Raw genomic sequence first — 15,159 nt, 5'->3', positions numbered from 1 at the left:
ATATCGCATGGCCATCACGCGTCATTCGTCTCGCCGCACCTCGCTACGCGACATGCTAGGGGAACGACTGTCGCGCGCAGAACGGTATTTGCGCGTCGCTGGCTACTTCCGATCGTCGCTCCTGGAGTTGGTCTCGGAGGAGATTCGAAATGTCGACGAGATTAGGGTCGTCTGCAACGCGGAACTCGACCCGAATGACGTGGCTATTGCAAAGGCAGCCTCCGAGGGGACCAACGCCATTTCTCGCATGCTCGTGGCGAACTGGATGGCGGACCAGACCAGCCTCGACGCGCTCTTCGAGAAGGATCGCTACCGCATTTTGCACGACCTGCTTGTGTCCGGACGGATGAAGGTCAGGGTCGTGCCTCGCGATGGCTCTACTGTATTTCTGCACGGCAAGGCGGGAATCATTGAGTATCGCAATGGCGGGTCGAGCGCTTTCGTTGGCTCGATGAACGAGAGCGCGACCGGCCTGCTCCATTCTTACGAGATCATGTGGGAGGACGATGATCCGGAGGCGACTGCCTGGGTGCGCGAGGAATTCGAACATTTCTGGTCGCTCGGCATCGACCTGCCGAATGCGGTCGTCGAGCACATCGGTGCGGTCTCTCGTCGGATCGAATATCGCTCGATTGAAGAGGCCCGCGATCAGCTTGGTATTGAGAACCCCGCTTCGGTCCTGATTGATCGCCCAATCTACAAGTCCGGCCAAATCCTCCGTCCATGGCAGAAGCGATTCGTCCAGACCTGCGTCGATGACTGGAAGCTCTATCGCAAGGCCCGATTCCTAATTGCCGATGACGTGGGACTCGGCAAGACGCTCTCGATGGCCTCCGCCGCACTCGTCCTTTCCCTCCTCTCCAACGGCGGCGTCCTGATCCTGGCGCCCGCGACCCTCATGCGGCAATGGCAGACGGAGCTTCGGGACAACCTTGGTATCCCATCGGCGATCTGGTCGAGCACGACAAAACAGTGGCTCGACGGCAAAGAGTTGCCGCTCTCTTTTAAGGGCGATTCAGGCGCGGTCGCGCGTTGTCCCATGAGGGTAGGGATTGTCTCTACGGGGTTGATTGTCAGCGGCGATGAGGACAGTGAGATCAGGCACCTCATCAACAAGAAGTTTGCCGTCGTCATCCTCGACGAAGCCCATAAGGCTCGGGCGGACCGCAGCGGCAAGGACGGCACCCGCGTCGGCGAGAAGCGGCTGCTTGCCTTTATGGAGAAGATCGCCGTCAACGCTCAGAGCGTCCTAATCGGCACCGCAACGCCGATTCAGTTGCGGGCCGAGGAACTCCACGACCTTGTCGCGATGCTCGCGAAGGGAGCGAACCATGTGCTCGGGAGCGAAGGCAGCCGCGGCTGGGCTTCCGACGCTTGCATGGGCTATCTGACCGGCGAGATACCATGGCCCATGAACCCAACCGATCAATGGGCTCTGCTCCGCAATCCTTTGCCGCCCTCAGCAGAAGATCCGATTTACCGCCAGGTTCGGACGGCGGCGAAACTTCCCGATAGCAAGGTAGACGGACCGCGATACGACGACCTGTCCCGCGGCGTCAGGGCCGAGCTTCGCCACCAGTTCGAGCGATTGGCGAATCAAACAAATCCCATCATCCGTCGCGTGATTCGGCGCTCGCGCGGCATGCTCGAGGAGGCCAAGCTTCTCGCCCCAATCGAGGTCGTGGTCCACCCCCGCCTTGAGGACGAATTATCCGAACAGTTGTTCGACGGCGGCGGCCTCGAAATGGGCCTCGCGTTTCGTCAAGCCTACGACGCGGCAATCCGGTTCTGCTCCCTCTACGCGAAGGCGCGTCCGGCAGCGGGCTTTATGAAAACGATTCTCTTGCGCCGCATCGGATCGTCAGTCGCCGCAGGTCTCGCCACTACACGGTCAATGCTTGCTGGCGCCACAGTGATGGACGAGGAGGACGATCTGATTGGCGAGAGGTCGCGGCTGCCACTGACGCCCACCGAAATCGATGCGCTAAGAGAGGTTGAAACCAGCCTGGTCGCCGTCTTCGAGCGCGACCGAATGGATCCGAAGGTTGCGGTCATCGTCCACTACCTACAGAACCGTCGATGGCTCGATGACCACGGCATGATCGCTTTCAGTCAGTATTACGACACCGCGGCGTTCGTCGCCGAACGGCTCTGTGAGCAATTCCCAGGAGAGAAGGTCGCTCTCTACGCGGGTGGCGATCGATCGTTCGTGTTTCTCGGCAAAGAACGCCGACGTGCCGATCGCGATGACATCAAGGACAGAGTGAAGACCGGCACCATTCGTCTGGTCGCCGCCACGGACGCGGCCTGCGAGGGTTTGAACCTTCAGCGGCTCGGATCCCAGGTCAACGTGGATCTACCGTGGAATCCGGCGCGCCTCGAACAGCGCAAGGGTCGCATCCAACGCATCGGACAGCGGCGGCAGCAAGTCCATATCGCCAATCTTCGCTATGCGGGTACCTATGAGGATGAAGTCTACGGAGCCTTGTCTGAGCGGTTCGAGGACATCTTCAAGGTTCTGGGACAATTGCCGGATTCGTTCGAGGACGCCTGGGTCGATGCCGTGCTGATGGATCGCGAGGCCGTCCGTATGTTCCCGTCGCGCGTCGACCTCATGAAGTCGCCAGTCGAGAAGCGCTACTGGAGGGACATCGCTGACGACAAGGGACTCGATTGGGAATCGACTGAGAAAATCTTGTCGTCGCGCGATCTTGAGGCTTTCATGCGGACAGGATGGTCATGACCGAACCCGCTGCCCCCGGCATTGTTTATATTTTCACCAACGAGGCCATGCCGGGTTTCGTGAAGATTGGAATGACGCAGGCAAACGACGTCGCGACGCGCCTTCGGCAGCTCGATGTGACCGCCGTTCCCTTGCCTTTCGAATGCCACTACTCGGCCAGGGTTCCTGATTGCAGGAAACTGGAGCGAACGCTGCATTTTGTCTTCGGGGAGAAGCGAGCAAGATTGCGGCGCGAGTTCTTCAAGGTCGATCCCGACCTTGCGAAGGCCATCATCGAGCTGGTGGCGACCGCCGATGTGACGCCGAGCGATGCCGAACAGGGCTTCACTCCTGAAGAGAAGGAGGCCATCGTCGCCACTCGCAAGCGCGCGGACAATCTCACCTTCGATATGATCGGCTTGAAGCCCGGGACCTTGCTGACCTTCTCCAAGGATCCGAATGTCACCTGCACCATCGTCTCGAACCGCAAGGTCTCCTACGAAGGTCAGGAGGTTTACCTGTCGCGCGCGGCGCTACTGGCAGTTCGGAAGATGGGCTACAACTGGCCGTCGGTCCGAGGGTGGGACTACTGGATGCATGACGGAAAGCGGCTGTCGGAAATCATAGCTCCGGTCAGCGACGATGAAGAAAAGGTCTGATGTCAATCGCACGGGGATGCCTCGCCCAAGCCCCCGCGCCGCAGCTCGCGTCGGGATGGCGCGCCTAGTTTTTGACGGCACGGTAAAGTTATCGATCTTTTGAGCAGGCGGATGCCCCGTCCGATGTCCAATCGAATTTCAGGCATCATCGAGACGAGCGATCTTACGCCATGTGGCCATGGCTATATTTCGCAGGCCACGATGGTCGGCGGATGGGAGAGCGTGGCGGGGGAGGTGGAACAAGTTGGCGGATGGGGTCGTGATCGCCCGGCGATTTCGTCATTCTCGACAATGTCGGCCTCAACAAGAACGAGCGCGCCGCACAGTTGGTTCGCCAAAGCGGCGCCTGGTTCCTGTTCCTGCCCCCATACTCGCCAGATCTCAACTCGATCGAGATGGCCTACTCAAAACTCAAGGCGCGGCTGCGAAAGAAGGCGGCCAGAACCTTCGACGCAGTCTGCCAGGCTCTCGGCGATATCTGCCAACTTGTTCGACCCAACCGAATGCAGAAACTTCTTCAAAGCTGCCGGATATGAGGCCGATTAATCGCGACACGCTTTAGGGCAGAGAAAGTTTGCGCACCGCCTCAAACGGAATCAGCTCAAGAGCGTTCGCTTTCATCGATGACCGGCGGCAGATCTCCCCAGTCAAATGGCGACGCCCACCGAAGCTAAAGTTCTCGCCGACCGTGTCGCTTATCGAGAGCTTCACGATTCCAAAATTCTCGGAGAAAACTGGAACGCAGCGGACAAACCACGGTAAACAGGTGCTGGGAGGAGCAGAACGTGCTCGCAGGTGAAATCAGGACCGTAGCTACGCATTCCGACATGGGCCGGGGCGCAGCCCGTAGGCTCTGGAGCCTGGGGCTTAATGCAGGTCCGGTAGAGGACCCATTGACCCGCGATTTCGCAGATGCCGCACTGGAGGAACTTGAGCACCTGCAACACGGCACTCCCGGAGTCCTGAGGCAAGTCCTCGACGGCGCGCAAATCAGTGCCGAACAGCTAAATGTGGAATCCTTTCACGGTCTCATTGAGGTCGTACAGAATGCAGATGACCTGGGGGCGAGCGAGGTCCGTGCCGCGGTCCAAGGCACCGGGGGTCGGCAGAAGCTTTTGGTGGTGCACGATGGTGAACGTGTTCATCTTGAGCATGTAATCGCCATGACGCTAGCCTTCATATCCACCAAGCGGAATGACCCATTCAGCAAGGGAAGATTTGGAATCGGACTGAAGACGCTAGGACGCCTCGGCCGCAGACTGACGGTGCACTGCCAGCCGTATCACTTCGTGATCCAGGGGAGCCAGCTCGAACGCGCCAAGCCCAGAAATTCCATTCCTGGATTGTACGACAGTCGATCCAACCAAACCTTATTGGAGCTGGATTTATTGCCAGGATTCCAGCTCGATGAGTTCAGAAATTGGTTTATCGAGAAAGGAGCGCAGTCCCTGCTGTTCCTCGATGCGGTGCGGCACCTGAAGCTACTCGATCTGGAACGCAAGAAGGTCTTTGCGCATCACGAAATCCATGTGGCAGCGATCGAGCAGAATTTAAGATTGTCCGGCGTGAACGAACCTTGCTGCCGCACAATCCTGAAAGAGCCCGCCACAGGCCGCTCTTGGTCTCGTTACGACATTCACAAGAAGGCTCCGCGCGGCCTCCAACGACGCTACAAGGCGGTAGGCGAGACTACGCCGCTTTCCGTCGCATTGCCCGCTTCACCTGATGAAGGGGGGTGGCTCTATGCGGGTCTGCCTATTGGCGAAGCCAACCGGCTTCCGTTCAGTCTCCATGCGCAATTCGATGTGGACACGGCCCGGCGATCCGTTCAGCGCGAGAAGCTAAATGAGTGGCTGTTCGCACGTCTCGGTGAGTTCGCCGCAGCGTTGGCGGTTTATTTGTTTCGAACGCAACCCGCCCAAGCCTGGAAGGCCGTTCCGCTTCGCAATGAAGCCGTAGCGACAAGCGAGCGCTGGCTTTCGGACCGGTTCCTGGAACTGACGGATACGATTCGACAGAAGGTGAAAAGAAGCGCGGTGATCCAAGTTGAAGGCGCCGAGCGCAGACTGCGCGAGATGGTTTTCGAGGATAGCGCCTTGACCGGAATAATCGGACAGGGAGAGGCAACAGGGCTTCGGCCGAATTGCGTACTACTTCCGGATTCGTGCCGCGATCCGGAACGGAGATGGCAATCGGTCCTCGCTGAACTGGATGAACGTTCAGCTATCGACGTCGCTGAGTCGATCAGCCTTTTCGACTGGCAGGACGAAGACCTCTCTCATCGCGATGTGCGTTGGTTCATCCGACTGGCTCATGTGGCAATCAAGGAAGGTGAAGACGCGCTCCTTGGCCGGGTTCGATGCATTGTAACTGACGATGGCGCTCGCATTGTCCCTCCGGTAGCTGAAGAAGATGGAGAGATGCTTCTCTCTTCGCGAGCAACTAATGCGCTTGTCAGCCGTCTTGGCTTGGCCCGCGCGCTTCACCCGGTCTATCTTTCCCGCTGGCCCCCCGCCGAAGCCGTGCGGAAATGGCTTGAGCAGCAGGGACACCTCGTCGATTCACCTGAGGCAGAGAAAACGCTGGAGGTGATCGCGGCAGTAGACCGCGGCGGTGCTGTACTCCAGTTCAGGGACCCGGAGCTCCTTGAACTGCGTAATCTGTTCGAGAGAGTGCCTAGTGAAATGGCGGCCCGCATCGGACCGAGGATTGGCCGCGTCATCGCCGTCGAGGTGCAGTCCTGGCGAGAACGCAGCAAACAACAGGAGGTTGGAAGGCCGTCCGTCGCATATCTTCCTGCCTCAATCGAGGACAGAGCTGACGGCTGGAGCAAGGCTGCGGCCGAGACCCCCGGTATATTCTGGATTCATCCGCGCTACGAGAAGCTCCTTCAGCGAAAGGGGCAGGAACGGGACGACCGGAAGTCGAAACAATGGCTTGCGTCGCGCGCCTTCTTTCGTCTTCTGGGCGCGGAAGTGGCTCCGCGCCTGTTTGGGCCGGGCCGAGTGGAAGAACGCTACGGCGATCCCGCGCACAGAATCATTTGGTCGCAACTTTCAGACAGTCAGCGGCAAGCGCTGCAAAACCTTAGTCGCCACGCCACGCACCTTAAGGACGACTGGGTTTCTCCAGCGCTCCTGGCTGTCGTGAACGACATCGCGGCGGAGCGAAAAGGTAGGAATCGGAGCGTCCGAGCCCGTGCATTATTGTCAACTCTGGACCGCGAATGGGGCCGTTTGTATTCAGGCCGCGTCAGCGCGTCGGCCGTCTACTCCGATTACACCTGGACGATCGCAGGAACCATTCCCGCCTCCTGGATCGCCCATGCCATGGATATTTCGTGGCTCACCAGCGAGGCCGGCAGGCCGCAAGCCCCACGCGAGCTTGCCGTACGCACCCCCGCAACTGAAGCCATCTTTGGTGATGACTCCAGCCGGTTTGCGCGCGAGCTGGACTCCTCCAGCGCCTCGTCTCCGGTCGTGTCGGCGCTTCGGGTTGAAACGGACCCGCAGGTAACTCAGTTACTCGATCAACTAGAGTCCTTCCGGGAATCGGGCGAGGCACTTCCCCAGCATCAGTTTGATCTGCGCTACGCTGCAATTGCCGCAGCCTGCAACAAGCGCGATCCTGCTCCAGATGACCTGGTCGGGGACATCACGGTCAAACAGCTGCGCGCGCGCTTTGGTGGGCAACGCAACCGACCGGGTTTGATATTCCTTCATGGGCAGTGGCTGCCTCCAGCGCGGGTCTTTTTGGGGCCATCTGTGTTCGGCGCGATGCGCCCCTTCGTTCCCGCCAGATCTCCCGCCGCAGCGCTCTGGCGAGTTCTTCGCATTAAGCCCCCCTCGGTAATGGACTGCGTCGAGATACTCGAAGAGATCGCTGCCTCTCGCGAAACCGAGCCAGATCAGCAAATTCTCGTTGAAACATATGCATATCTGGAAGCGCACCTGGCTGAGGCGTCCCGGATTGAACGACTCACTCTCGCAAGGCTGCCGCTTTGGACAGGGAGAAGCTGGGCAACAAGGCGACCGATCTATGTTTGTGACATACCTGGAGTGGCCGAGGCCCTTTCTCGACATCTCCCGGTGTGGCGTTCGCCCATAGGTCTCGAAGGCGTGCCGGAGCTGGTCAGTGCGATGCAAGTGATCGCAATACCGACAGAGTCGTTCATCCCCAGCGTTGGCCAAAACGCAAATCTGAAAGGAGCAGCCGTCGAAGCGCAAGTCAGGAATGCCGTCCGCCTGTTGATGGAGTGGGTCGCCCGTCATGACAGGGAGTTGACCCATGCAAATTCAGTTCCATGGGACTCCTTTGCGAGAGCCCGCGTCGCCATCGATCCGAATCTCCAGCTTGAGCTTCCCGGAATGGGTGTGGCGCCGATCGTAATTACCGCGCGCGCCCATATTTCGCGGGACCCGCTGACCTTTTATTTCGCGGATACGGACGTGATCGGCGATGATGAAGCCGGACTCGTCATCGCGTCGTTGTTCCAGCGGGGGGATCGAATGAAACTCTCCCTCGCGTGGTCCCACTGCTGGTCAAAGGCTGCAAAAGGAGAGGTGGCCACCATCGGAATTGAGGAGGACGCCGCCGACATAAGCTCGCTTGAGGATTTGTTCCAACAAGCCAAGGGCGCCGCACCTCGTGTGCGAAAGAACCGCATTTCGCCCAAATCTGATCACAATACGCCTACGCCGGACGACGTACCTCCTCAGGCGGTGCGGCGACTGAAGACAGTCCAGCAGCTAGACGAAAAGACCGTCGCTCTTTCGGAAGGACAAGCACCGTTCCGCAGCGAAGGACAGCGAAGGGGGCTGCTGCGAGAAGCGACCAGCAACAAGATACCGGGAGTGGGAAACGGACCAGCCCCAGCTGCCTCTCCGCTTGCGTATTCGCCAAAACAAAAAGAAGACTTGGCGCTCGACGTTTTGCAGCTTGCCATCAACGGCGAAGCAGCAAAGTTGAGGGATTACCGGCACCTTCGCGGAGTTGGAGCGGATGCGCGAGACAAGCTCTTGCGCTATTTTGAAATCAAGGCGTTCTATGGCTCTGTGCCTGACGATGTAACTTTGACGGCCAATGAGGCCGATCAGGCGCTAAAACAGAACGGCAAGTTCTTTCTGGCTGTTATTGGCGGTCTCGAACAGGGCTACGAGACTGTTGTGAAGATTTTTCCTGATCCTTTTCGGACCCTGGCCATTAAGGAAGACAGCTCTGTCAGGCTCTCCGGAGTCACGCGCCGCAAGGCGCCTTTGGAGATCCGATTCCCTGATCTGCAGGGGAAATAATTCCCGTGAAAGCATAAGAAGACTCCAGCCTGAGAACCATGCGGGGCTGTCTGCAAGCATGACGGCTTGCCGACATGCACAAACAACAAAGGGTTCGCACGGCAGCGCGGAACAAACTGCACGTTCTTTCGTCACACGACTCCCCACGCCCTGTAGCCGGCCGGTCACCTCGCGGATGCCGAGTTCGGCGACGAGGCCGAGCGCGGCGCGTTGCGTGACCTTCAGCTCGGCCGCGACCAGTCCGGCCGACACCACCGGCCGCGCCAGGACGAGTTCGATCAGTCTCGGCAGGCTTGAGTTTTTGCGCCGCTTCCTCAGCCGGCGTTCCATCTGGCCCTTGGCCAGTGTCAGCCGGTCGAGTTCCTTCAGCCCGGCCGATGCCGCCTCAGCGAAAGCGTCGAGGCCGGCCAGCAGCCGGGTCGTTCGGTCCGGAGCTTTGCGCCGTTCCCTGGCAATCAGGCGCAGCCCCGAATTAAGAGCGAAAAGATGCGAGCCGACCTTGCCGCTCTGCCTGAGCAGCGCGGCCACCAGAAGCGTGCCGAGCCAATGCTGGTGCTGCAGCGGTTCGATGTCTTGCCACGACTCCCAGGCGACCGCCGCGGCCAGGACGGCCGGCATCGTCTCGCCGCGCAGCTTGTCGATTAAGGCGAGCCAGTCGGCCAGCCGCTGGTCCTCGTCCCAGTCGAGGTCGCGGATCAACGGCCCGAGACTGTTCGGCAAGGCCTCCCGCGCTGTCGCCTCCTGCCCTGCCGTGTCGACGTCCGGGCTGTCCGCGGCGCGCGGCGCGAAATTTCCGCCCGCCAGCAGCCGGCTGGAGCGGGCCAGCACAGCGTCGATCTCGGCCAGTTCCTCGACAAGAGCGTCATCCTGGTCGGTGTCTTCAGCAAGGCTGTCGCCGGCGGGGTTTTCTGGCCAGGTGGCGGCCGTCGCGGAATCGGGTCCGGAGCCGGCCCGTCCCTGGCTCGCCCCGTCGCGCCCGCCCTGCCCTTCGCGGCCGCGCAACGCCAAAATGCCTACGCGAGAAAGCGCCCAGTCGGGTTTGTGGCCAAAAATCCGGCGGCGGGCGCGCAGCACGGCATGGGCCCGGGTAAGTTCGTGGGTCGGGGCGCGGATGTCCATGTGGGCGTCGTGCAGCACGAGGTCTTCTGCATGGACGAGCTCGCCGTCGAGCCACAGCGCCGCGGCCGCATCGCTGAAGTGGGAGCGTTGCAAAAAACCGTCGTGAACCGGGCTTTTGTGCACGCGCTCGTCGAGCCGGGCCAAAAGGTCTTCGGCTGTCGCTTTCACTTCCCGATTTCAATCGAGGAAAAGTCAGGTGTTGTTTAGGTTTAGGCGCTACGACAGCCACAATTTTCCGCTAACAATTTCATTGACTGCTGATTTTGCCGAACCGATTGCACAGCCTGAAACCGGCGTCTGCCGCGTCACACTCCGACGAAGCATGGTCGACGGCGCGCCGCGTTGCCCGCGAGCTCGACAGAATTCTCGACGGCTCGGGACCTCGACGGGCGGCGATCGCGCGCGCGGCGGCCGAGCTGCGTCTCTCGACGCGACAAGTCTACAATCTGATGGCCCGCTACCGTGTCGAACGGACCGTAACGTCGCTCTTGCCCAGCGAGGATAGGACACGGAAGAAGCGACTTCAGCAGGACATCGAGGAGATCATTGCGGCAACGCTGCGAGAGCAGTGGCTCGTGCTGGAGGCTCCGCCGCTCGCTCCCGTCGTGGCTGAGATCCGCGCCCGCTGCGAGGAGGCAGGCCTGGCTCCTCCGTCATACCTCACGGTCGCCCGCCGAATACCCGCACTGTTTGGCCCCGAGGAAATCGCGAAGAAGCGATCCGCGAACCCGAAGCATCTCCACCGGCTAAAGCCACGGCCGGGCTACATCCATGCGGCGCGCCCGCTCGACGTCTGCCAGATCGATCACACGCCGACCGATATCAACTTCGTCGAGGTCATCGACGGCGATGGAACCTTTGTAGGACGTGCCTACCTGACGATTGTCACCGACGTGGCGACGCGCTGTATCCTCGGCTTCTGCCTAACCCTCGAAAAGCCGTCGACGTTGTCGGTCGCGCTCTGCCTCGCCCAGGCCATGTGTCCCAAGGAGACGTGGTTGGCCGCGCGACATCGAGGACGGGTGGCCGATGTTCGGCCGACCTCGTTCGCTCGTCACCGACTCCGCCAAAGAGTTCAAGGGCCATGCTTTCCAGCAGGGGTGCGACGATTACGGTATTCGGATCCGCCGTCGGGATCGCGGCCGCGTCCATCAGGGCGGCGTGGTCGAAAGACTGCTTGGGAAGCTCAACGCCATGCTGGCAACGCAGCCCGGCTCGACGGGCCGATCCGTGGCGGACCGCGACCACTATCCTGCGGAGCGGCTAGCGCGTCTCAGCTTCGCCGATCTCGAGCGATGCGTCGCGCTCGCGGTGATCGACCACAACCTGCAGCAAAACGCGAGGACCCTGAAGGTGCCGGCGTCAGAATGGCACCGACGGGCGCACGATCTTGCGCACTTCGACGATGATGCCGTGCGGGTCCTGCTGGCGTTCATGCCCGGAGCGGAGCGGCGCATCTCACCGCAGGGCGTCAGCATGTTCGGGCTCGACTATTACTCATCCTGGCTGGGCGAGCTTGTTCCGCAGCGAGATCGGCTAGGCAAGCTCGAGCTTCGATACGACCCGCGCGACATCAGCCACATCTATGCCCGCGATCCCGAAACCAGGGAGTTTCGCTCTGTGGAGCGACGTGACGGCATGCTTGCTCCGATGACGTTGTGGGAGCACGAGGCCGACCGGCTGCGGCGCCGCGCCGCAAACGCGCGCACGGATGTCGAGAAGGTAAAGCTGCGCCGGCGGATCGCGGAGATTGCCGGCCGACCGAAGCCATCGAAGGCCGAACTGCGCAATGCCGTTCGCAAATCTCACGCCGCTGACGCGCCCAAGCCCTATCACACGATGCGGCCGGCGACGCCCGAGCCTGCCGATCATCCCGCTCGCCCGAAGCGCCGCCTGCCGGTGGAGGATTGGTGACGTTGGTGGACCATCTATTCGATCACGTTCGCGCGCAGCTCGCCGGCAGCCCGCAAGAGCGGATCGCCTATATTCAGGCGTCGCGATGGATCGGACACCAGGTGGCGGTCACGGCGCATGAACGCCTTGCCGAGCTTCTGTCGCGGCCGCCATCGTTGCGGACCCGAGGCCTGATGCTCGTCGGACCCTATGCCAACGGCAAGACGATGATCGCCGAACGGTTCGCCGTCGGGCATTTGAGAACAGCCGAGCAGCAGCGAGTGTGGGTGGTGCAGACGCGCGAAGGCGCAGGGCTCGCCCATTTCTACGGGTGTATCCTGCAGGCGTTACGCGCGCCGACCGGCGGCAGCCGGGACGTCGGCCGCAAGGCCGAACAGGTCGATCATCTGCTCGACAGGCTGAAGCCCAGGATCCTGATCTTCGATGAGTTCCACAATGCTTTGCGCGGCCGGGCGCGCGACGTCGAGGCCGTGCTTGCCTTCCTTCGGAGGATCGGCCGTCAATTCGACATCTCGCCGGTTCTGATCGGCGAGGTCGCCGTCTACGACTTCGTCAACCAGACCGCCGAAATGGCGACCAGGTTCGACCTTCACGCCGTGCCGCGATGGCAATATGGCGAGGAGTTCCTTGCGCTGCTCGACAGCCTTGAGGGCGCCTTGCCGCTCGCCCGCGCGTCCGAGCTCTCGGATGAACCCTTGGCGCGAAAGATCTTCCAGCTCTCCGAGGGACTGATCGGTGAGATCGTGGCGGTCGTCTCCGCTGCGGCGTCGACCGCAGTGAGATCCGGTGAGGAGCGGATCACGAAATCGGGCATCGAGGCGCTGCGCTACGTCCCGGTCTCGAAGCGCCGCCGGGGGCTGGTGCGCGATGACCTGCTGTGAAGGGTGAAGCGGCGCGTGCGGGCTTCGCGATCGAGGTCCGCGAGCGGTATGGCGACGTCGCGCAAGACCGTTGGCCGGTTTCCGTCGACCCGCTTCCGGACGAGCTGCTGTCGCAGCTGGCTTCACCGGCTTTCACTCGCAAACGGTATCGCGCCGCGGTCATTCGCCGGGGTCCTCGGACTCGGCAACGGGATGTGGTCGCCGCGCCTCGATCTTGATCTTCCGCGCCACGTCGCCGTTTTGCTCGCTGATCAGACAAGTGTTCCGCGTCAAGCGATCATAAAGATGACCATGACCGGTTGCGCATTGATCCCGCTCCTGCTGCCTCGGCGCGAGAGCGCGCACCGGAACCGTTCGACCTGGATGCAGTATTGCCCTCTGTGCCTCGCCGACGACGAAGCACCTTATTTTCGCCGGCAGTGGCGGCTGTCATCTCGGATATCCTGCTTCGTGCATCGTTGCAGCCTTCGCGATCGATGCCCCAGTTGCCGCGCCGGTATCGCCTCCTTTGACCAAGCTGAACTCCGTCCACAGCATGTCTGCGCGCGATGCAGCTTCGATCTGCGTGACGCCCCGAAAACCTCCGTCAATGCGGCGCCTCGGCGGCTCGAACGTGCCATTGCGGACATCTGCAGCATCGAAGTGGCCAAACGCTCGCCCACGATCCAAGATCTGGTTTCTCGGCTGCTGCGTGCACCAGTTGTCGCCGACATTCGCTCGGCAAAGCGCCTGACCGGCCTCTCGGCTGCAACGCGCATCCACTGCTTCAACGCGCTTACGACGCGGCCTGCAGACTGGCTGGTCAGCAATGAGGATGCTGCCGTCGCACATCGACGGCGGGCTATTCTGGCTGCGGGCGGCCATGGAGAACTGATCGCACGGTTCACAGATATCCTGGAGAAGAATCAGCAACCGCGATTGTCGGAGCGCTCACCGCCTCCGAACGCCGGCCTCATCGATCTGCTTGAGGCGTATTCGCGGTTCATTTGACGGCCTGTGCCCGACAGGGCAGCATCTCGCCAGCCGTCCTTGTGACCGACGTAATATTGGGCGAGCAGGACCGTCAGCCAACGCTTCTCACGAAGGGGAATCAGTTGTATTCTGCGAGTCGGTGCTCTGGCAGGAGCGCGCCGCCCGTCGTTGCGAAGCTGTTGACAGCACTGCCGATAGTGACGCTCCCGTTCATGTCATGTTCGGGCTCGCGAGGTGGTTGACGGGTGACACTTCTCAACGAGCCAGGAGAACTGGCATGTCCAAGACAGATGTTCAGCCGTCCTCGATTGAGGGCATAAAGCGCCTTGCCAAGGCCATCTCGAAGAGAGATGCGATCCCACACACCAAAGCGCTCGACACGGCATCACAGGTATCGGGCTTTGGCAATTTTCAGCATGCACATCGATTGCTGAGCAATCGTTCAGCTGATGCCGCCCCGGCGCGGCACGTCGTCTACATCTCCACCTTCTGGCGGGATAGCGAGACACGAACCTCCGGCCGTGAGACGATCCGGGTGTTCCTGTCGACGCCACTCGATGAAATGATCAAGCCGACGCAGTATCGATATGCGCACAAGCTGGGCCGTTTTCGGCGCCATGCCTCAGACCATGTGATCGATGAGTATAGACCGGACTCGGCGAGCGCTGCTCTGGCACGCGCATGCGGAGCCGCGAGGGTACTGCAGTTCATGGATATCACCGGCCTGCGGCCGTCCAAGGCGCGGGTTGAACCGCGAGGAGGATATTCTGCTCGCCTTCCCGGACATGATCATGGAAGTGTCTGGTTCGACCCCGTGGCGAAACACCACGTCGGAGCCGACGAACCTTATTCAGGAAGCGCTCTGTCCAAAATGGCCGAACGTGATGCCTGGGCGCGGCAACACAACTGGTCACTTGCCAAGCCAGATTGGGCAGGAATGTATTTTCCGGAAGGGGGCAGCGAGCTTTTCCTGTATGCCGACGCTTCGAAGGGATATTCGCTCGAGGGGCTGCTGAAGGCACTTTCCAAGGCTTGTGCAGCAATCGTACCCGAGAATTGTGACAGGGTCGCCATCGGGGCTCACGCTCCTTTTGTAACGCCAGGAGAGAAGGCTGCGGCGGAGGCGAAGCGCGCGAAAGACGTCCAACGAAAAGCACCCTCGCCCCGCGGTCCCAAAACGACTGTCGAGTACCGGCTGCCGCTCAGCGGCAAGCCGCGCCGGCGTCCGAAGACGGCCATGCCTGTGGACGCGCATGCCAAGATCGGTTCGCTGCTGAAGGGCGTGCTTGTCGACATGCGAGCGCGGGCGGGCGTCTACAAGCGCATTGATGCCGTCCGAAGCGAGCTTGATGACTGGGTTCAATGCGAACACGATCGGCAGGCCATGTCCGATGCGGTATTTTTCGACCTCTACTACGGAGAGAGTTCCACCGGCGGAAAGCCAGAAACTGGCGAACAGCACGTTAAAAACCTGCGCCTCGCACAGTCCATGCTGGCACAGCACTATCCTGATTGTGCGCCTTTGAGAGACCTCATGGGAAAAATCGATCTCGCGGTCGCATCGCTCGAGAAGATGGGGTGATGGTTAGCGACCCTCGCAC

Annotated in this window: 7 protein-coding genes and 2 pseudogenes; 8 read left to right on the top strand and 1 reads right to left on the bottom strand. The window is 61.0% G+C overall.

What is annotated here, in order from left to right; genetic code table 11:
- The first annotated feature begins 7 nt into the window (after positions 1–7).
- The 4 genes from EJ070_RS19840 to EJ070_RS37635 all read left to right on the top strand — a co-directional run bounded on the left by EJ070_RS19840 (position 8) and on the right by EJ070_RS37635 (position 8,672).
- Positions 8–2,743, top strand: a complete 2,736-nt coding sequence (locus tag EJ070_RS19840) for a helicase-related protein (RefSeq protein ID WP_245464624.1) — start codon at positions 8–10, stop codon at positions 2,741–2,743.
- On the top strand, positions 2,740–3,381 hold the full coding sequence (locus EJ070_RS19835; protein ID WP_189349964.1) for a GIY-YIG nuclease family protein: 642 nt from the start codon (positions 2,740–2,742) through the stop codon (positions 3,379–3,381). The genes EJ070_RS19840 and EJ070_RS19835 overlap by 4 nt, the downstream gene beginning before the upstream one ends.
- Before the next feature lie 326 nt (positions 3,382–3,707).
- Positions 3,708–3,917 (top strand): transposase, encoded by a 210-nt coding sequence (locus EJ070_RS19830; protein ID WP_245464623.1) that lies wholly within the window; start codon positions 3,708–3,710, stop codon positions 3,915–3,917.
- 357 nt (positions 3,918–4,274) lie between these two features.
- The gene (locus EJ070_RS37635; protein WP_126092840.1) at positions 4,275–8,672 is read left to right on the top strand and encodes a hypothetical protein; all 4,398 of its coding nucleotides are present in this window, start codon (positions 4,275–4,277) and stop codon (positions 8,670–8,672) included.
- A gap of 131 nt (positions 8,673–8,803) precedes the next feature.
- On the opposite strand, the pseudogene EJ070_RS19820 reads toward EJ070_RS37635, so the two are convergent.
- Positions 8,804–9,959 (bottom strand): annotated as a pseudogene (locus EJ070_RS19820) (RHE_PE00001 family protein).
- A gap of 95 nt (positions 9,960–10,054) precedes the next feature.
- On the opposite strand from EJ070_RS19820, the pseudogene EJ070_RS19815 reads away from it, so the two are divergent.
- From EJ070_RS19815 to EJ070_RS36345, 4 genes and pseudogenes are all read left to right on the top strand, one after another.
- Positions 10,055–11,705: pseudogene (locus EJ070_RS19815) on the top strand (transposase family protein).
- 2 nt (positions 11,706–11,707) lie between these two features.
- Entirely contained in the window at positions 11,708–12,586 is an 879-nt protein-coding gene (locus EJ070_RS19810) for a TniB family NTP-binding protein (protein WP_126092839.1), read from the top strand.
- 48 nt (positions 12,587–12,634) lie between these two features.
- Complete coding sequence (locus EJ070_RS19805) at positions 12,635–13,576, top strand: TniQ family protein (protein ID WP_245464621.1); 942 nt, start codon at positions 12,635–12,637, stop codon at positions 13,574–13,576.
- 259 nt (positions 13,577–13,835) lie between these two features.
- Positions 13,836–15,140: a DUF5623 domain-containing protein gene (locus EJ070_RS36345; RefSeq protein WP_245464620.1), complete on the top strand. Its 1,305-nt coding sequence runs from the start codon at positions 13,836–13,838 to the stop codon at positions 15,138–15,140.
- Positions 15,141–15,159 lie beyond the last annotated feature (19 nt).

The sequence above is a fragment of the Mesorhizobium sp. M1E.F.Ca.ET.045.02.1.1 genome, assembly GCF_003952485.1.
Classification (GTDB): domain Bacteria; phylum Pseudomonadota; class Alphaproteobacteria; order Rhizobiales; family Rhizobiaceae; genus Mesorhizobium.
Note: the sequence above shows the minus strand (reverse complement) of the source record. Positions and strands in the feature narration are given on the sequence as shown.